This is a genomic window from Priestia sp. BR_2 (assembly GCF_041954005.1).
GTDB classification, from domain to species: Bacteria; Bacillota; Bacilli; order Paenibacillales; family Paenibacillaceae; genus Paenibacillus_AQ; species Paenibacillus_AQ lautus_A.
On record NZ_JAVFHM010000352.1, the window covers coordinates 1 to 4,007 of the forward strand.

At 38.3% G+C, this 4,007-nt stretch carries 5 protein-coding genes and 2 pseudogenes; 6 read left to right on the forward strand and 1 reads right to left on the reverse strand.

The genetic code is table 11. The features are described from left to right. The 4 genes and pseudogenes from RB298_RS33300 to RB298_RS33315 all read left to right on the forward strand — a co-directional run. The coding region (locus RB298_RS33300) for an ABC transporter permease subunit (RefSeq protein WP_486050600.1) at positions 1-662 on the forward strand (662 nt) is incomplete at its 5' end. Between the two features lie 18 nt (positions 663-680). Next, complete coding sequence (locus RB298_RS33305) at positions 681-1,451, forward strand: ATP-binding cassette domain-containing protein (RefSeq protein ID WP_486050602.1); 771 nt, start codon at positions 681-683, stop codon at positions 1,449-1,451. Positions 1,452-1,466: 15 nt separating this feature from the next. Then, positions 1,467-1,850, forward strand: a complete 384-nt coding sequence (locus tag RB298_RS33310) for a hypothetical protein (protein ID WP_486050604.1) — start codon at positions 1,467-1,469, stop codon at positions 1,848-1,850. 19 nt (positions 1,851-1,869) lie between these two features. Next, positions 1,870-2,553: pseudogene (locus RB298_RS33315) on the forward strand (enoyl-CoA hydratase/isomerase family protein); the annotation flags it as partial. 3 nt (positions 2,554-2,556) lie between these two features. Here the strand turns inward: RB298_RS33315 and RB298_RS33320 are convergent. Further along, positions 2,557-2,622: a hypothetical protein gene (locus RB298_RS33320; RefSeq protein ID WP_412762507.1), complete on the reverse strand. Its 66-nt coding sequence runs from the start codon at positions 2,620-2,622 to the stop codon at positions 2,557-2,559. A 39-nt stretch (positions 2,623-2,661) separates the two neighbouring features. Between RB298_RS33320 and RB298_RS33325 the strand changes: the two genes are divergently transcribed. Together RB298_RS33325 and RB298_RS33330 are read left to right on the forward strand one after the other, a co-directional pair. Then, complete coding sequence (locus RB298_RS33325) at positions 2,662-3,633, forward strand: aliphatic sulfonate ABC transporter substrate-binding protein (protein WP_328236514.1); 972 nt, start codon at positions 2,662-2,664, stop codon at positions 3,631-3,633. A gap of 38 nt (positions 3,634-3,671) precedes the next feature. Beyond that, a pseudogene (locus RB298_RS33330) lies at positions 3,672-4,007 on the forward strand (hypothetical protein); the annotation flags it as partial.

Here is a 4,007-nt window from a genome sequence, read left to right on the forward strand (position 1 = left end):
CTTCTCCACTTGATATTTTATATAGTGCAATTCATCTTGTTCAAACTGGAGAGCTGCTTAATCATATTAAAGTAAGCTTTAGCCGAGCATTTATCGGTTTCGCCATTGGCGGCAGTATTGGTCTTATTTTAGGAATTGTGAACGGAGTATATCCCATTGCTGAAAAACATCTAGATACAACTATTCAGATGTTTCGGAATATTCCGCATTTAGCTCTTATTCCCTTAGTAATTTTATGGTTAGGGATTGGAGAAGAGGCAAAAATTTTTTTAGTAGCCATTGGTGTATTTTTCCCAATCTATGTGAATACGTATCATGGAATTATTTCCGTTGATAAATCTCTAATTGAAATGGGGAGAGTATACGGTCTAAGTAAAAATAAACTTCTAGTACGAGTAATCTTTAAAGGAGCTCTTCCATCCGTTTTAGTTGGTATTCGTTATTCCTTAGGGATTATGTGGCTGACATTAATTGTAGCAGAGACCGTAGCAGCTGATTCTGGCATTGGTTACATGGCGATGAATGCCCGTGAATTCATGCAGATTGATATTGTTATTGTTGCTATCTTGCTATACGCCATTTTAGGAAAAGTTGCTGATTCTTTAGCAAAGCTATTAGAAGTAAAGCTATTGAAATGGAATCCAAACTATCAAAAATCGTAAAGTAAGGAGCGAGCGAATATGAAATATAAAGGTGGAGGAATTCAATTACAAATACAGCATTTAAAGAAACTCTTTGGAGATGTTGAAGTCTTAAAAGGAATTAATTTAGATATAGCGCCCGGTGAATTCGTCGCTATCGTCGGACAAAGTGGATGTGGGAAAAGTACGTTATTAAGGCATATTGCAGGGTTAGAAAAAGAAACAAGTGGACAGATCGTTCAAAATGGGGAAAAGTTACATTCAATTAATCCCCATGCTCGGTTTATGTTTCAAGATTCAAGACTATTGCCATGGGAAAAAATTGTAGCCAATGTAGGTGTTAGTTTAGGGTTAAAAGGCGAGTGGAAAGAGAAGGCATTAACTTCTCTTAAGCAAGTAGGACTAGAGAGCAGAGCAAATGAGTGGCCATCTGTTTTGTCTGGTGGGCAACGTCAGCGAGTCGCACTTGCTCGTGCATTAGCCACTCAGCCTAAGCTGCTGTTACTAGATGAGCCGTTGGGGGCATTAGATGCGTTAACACGTATTGAAATGCAGGAACTAATTGAAGGAATATGGCAAGAACAGCGCTTTACAGCTCTTTTAATAACCCATGATGTATCAGAAGCTATTACACTGGCTGATCGGGTTATTTTAATTGAAGAAGGAAAGATTGCGATGGATTTACGCATTCCCCTTTCAAGGCCTCGTGAAAGAGGAAGTCATTCCTTTGGAAAACTAGAAAGTAAAGTATTAGCAAGAGTTATGAAAAAAGAAACGTCGTCGCTTTTAGAAGATGCTACGACCGTATAAAAGGAGAAGAGTGTAATGCAAGTAGCCGTTGTACTTAATAGCAAGACAGAAAAAATTGTTCCTATTGTGGAAGGGGACATTATCCGGTTATACAATACGGAAACAGAAAAAACGCAAGATTTTACAAATCCCTCTATTTATTTGAGCCAAGGAAAAAGAGGCGCGGTTGTCAAATGGGCTGAAAGTCAGGGTATAACAGTTCTAGCAGCACCGCCTAGCATGCTTTGTGAATTATCTTACGACAGCGCCAAGTCGAAAGGTTTTCATTATTACCGAGTGAGTGCCAATACCGGATTTACAGAGTTTAAACAGCTATTAAAGGATGGGAATATTCAGTTAGTCACAGACTTGCCGCTGACTGAAATTGAGCCCAGTGCAATTGTATTACCTAACGAGTAAAGGTTAAGAAGGAGAAGCTATGAAATATGTAAATGTAACGGTGAATCACCAGCCATCATCTAAAAAAATTGTTATTTTATCCTTACACGCATCCCATAACCTTAATGCTATTGATCAGGAATTGTATGAAGAACTTAAGCAGTCCCTAGAGGATATTTCAAAAGATAAAACAGTAGGCGCACTGATTTTAAACAGTGAAGTATCTAACGCTTTTAGTGCAGGCGTGGATTTACAGTTTATTCAAGGGTTAAGCAATGAAGAAGCAAGCGAATTTTTCACTAAACTATCGAAGCTATTCGATATGCTGATCCATTTACCTGTTCCCACGATTTCTTTTGTAAATGGATATGCCTTTGGAGCAGGAGCTGATCTTGCTATTTCATGTGATGTACGCATTGCCAGTGAAGTAGCATACTTTCGATTTCCCGGTCCGCAGTTTGGATTGATTTTAGGGACACAGCGCTTAGTTAATGAAATCGGCCCTTCCAAAGCTCGTTTTTTAGCATTGTCAGGTAAAAAGATAAGTGGACAAACAGCTTTGGATTATGGCTTAATTCACGAACTGAGTGCGGATGAAGAAGCTGGCCAAAAGAGTAGTTTAAAATGGGCAAGGATCCTAGCAAATGTTCCATCATACACGACTCAAACAATAAAAGAGGTTTGTCATTCAAGTGAGTCTCTTCATGAACTGACGCGTGCTTCGGTGCTAGAAGGAAATTTTATCGATCGATTCGGTCAATATGTGCAAGATAATAAGAAAAAAGTACGGCACTAGGCAAAATAAATGCTGAAAAGCTAGAGGAGATTTAAGATGATCCGAAAAAAAAGTTTTTATGTAACAACCATTATTCTGCTATTGCTCCTAGCTTTAACCGGATGTGGAGGAGGTAAAGAAACAACAGCAGGTAATCAATCAGCAGAAGGAAAAGGTGTCGTAAAAGTAGGATATCAGAAGTCTGCGCCTATGTTGCTATTAAAGAAACAGCAGCTGTTGGAAAAGAACTTAGGGAAATTAGGATATGAAGTGAAATGGTATGAGTTTAATACGGGAATTGCAGTAGCAGAAGCTTTGAATGCAGGGAGTATTGATATTGGTAGTTTAGGTGATTCTCCTTCTTTATTTGGAAAAGCAAGGGGGCTTGATTTTGTATATATTGCAAGTGAACCTTCTGTGCCTGAATCCGAAGGCATTTTAGTAAAGAAAGATTCGTCTATTAAAACTATTAAAGATCTTAAAGGTAAGAAAATTGCTTTTAATAAAGCATCAATCTCCCAATACTTGCTGTTAAAAACGCTGAAGTCGGAAGGAATGACAGAGAGTGATATAAATCCAGTCTATCTCAATCCGCCAGAAGCCAGTGTTGCTTTTTCACAAGGCCAAGTAGATGGATGGGTTATATGGGAACCCTACTTTACAACAACTGCAAATAAAGGAAATCGCGTGTTATCAGATGCTACTGGTCTTGTTTCCTTTCGTTCCTTCTACGTAGCTGGTGAGGATTTTGTGAAAGATAATCCGAAAGCAACAAAACAAATCGTATTGGAACTTCAAAAGGTTGGAAAAGAAATTAATAAAAATCCCAAGGAAGCAGCTGAATTAGTATCAGATGCTACCAAGATTCCAGTTGACACTTGGAAAGAGATCTTAAAGAAAAAGCCAGCTGACGTTCAATTTATGAATCAAAAAGCTGCAGATGACCTTCAAGATCAGGCAAATGACCTTTTAGAAATGAAATTAATTACAAAACAAATTGACGTTCAAAATTCGTACTGGTCTCCTTAAAAATGAGAAGAGAATATGAAGGGAGCGTGCAATAAAGTATGAAGGTTAAAGGGGTGACCAGCGTTCAAATGAAAAAACGAGCTTTTCATCTTCGATTTCTGCTTCTCTTACTAACCATATTTATAGGATGCTTGATGACTGCTTGCGATCAAAAAAGCTCTGCTAGTCAACCAGAAAAAAATGAACTCTCTGATGTAACGTTACGAGTAGCACAAACAGGATGGAGCAGTATTGAAGAAGAGTTAAAGGCAGCTGGGCTAGATAATACACCATATAAGATCGATTACAGTGTATTTCAAGGTGGAAACCTTCAGCTTGAGGCAATGGCAGGAGGTCATATTGATTTTTCACTATCCAGTGAAATTCCTCCTATA

Bases quoted from the DNA above. Each gene is read 5' to 3' on its own strand.
- RB298_RS33305 (WP_486050602.1), top strand. From the start codon at position 681: ATGAAATATAAAGGTGGAGGAATTCAATTACAAATACAGCATTTAAAG.
- RB298_RS33310 (WP_486050604.1), top strand. From the start codon at position 1,467: ATGCAAGTAGCCGTTGTACTTAATAGCAAGACAGAAAAAATTGTTCCT.
- RB298_RS33325 (WP_328236514.1), top strand. From the start codon at position 2,662: ATGATCCGAAAAAAAAGTTTTTATGTAACAACCATTATTCTGCTATTG.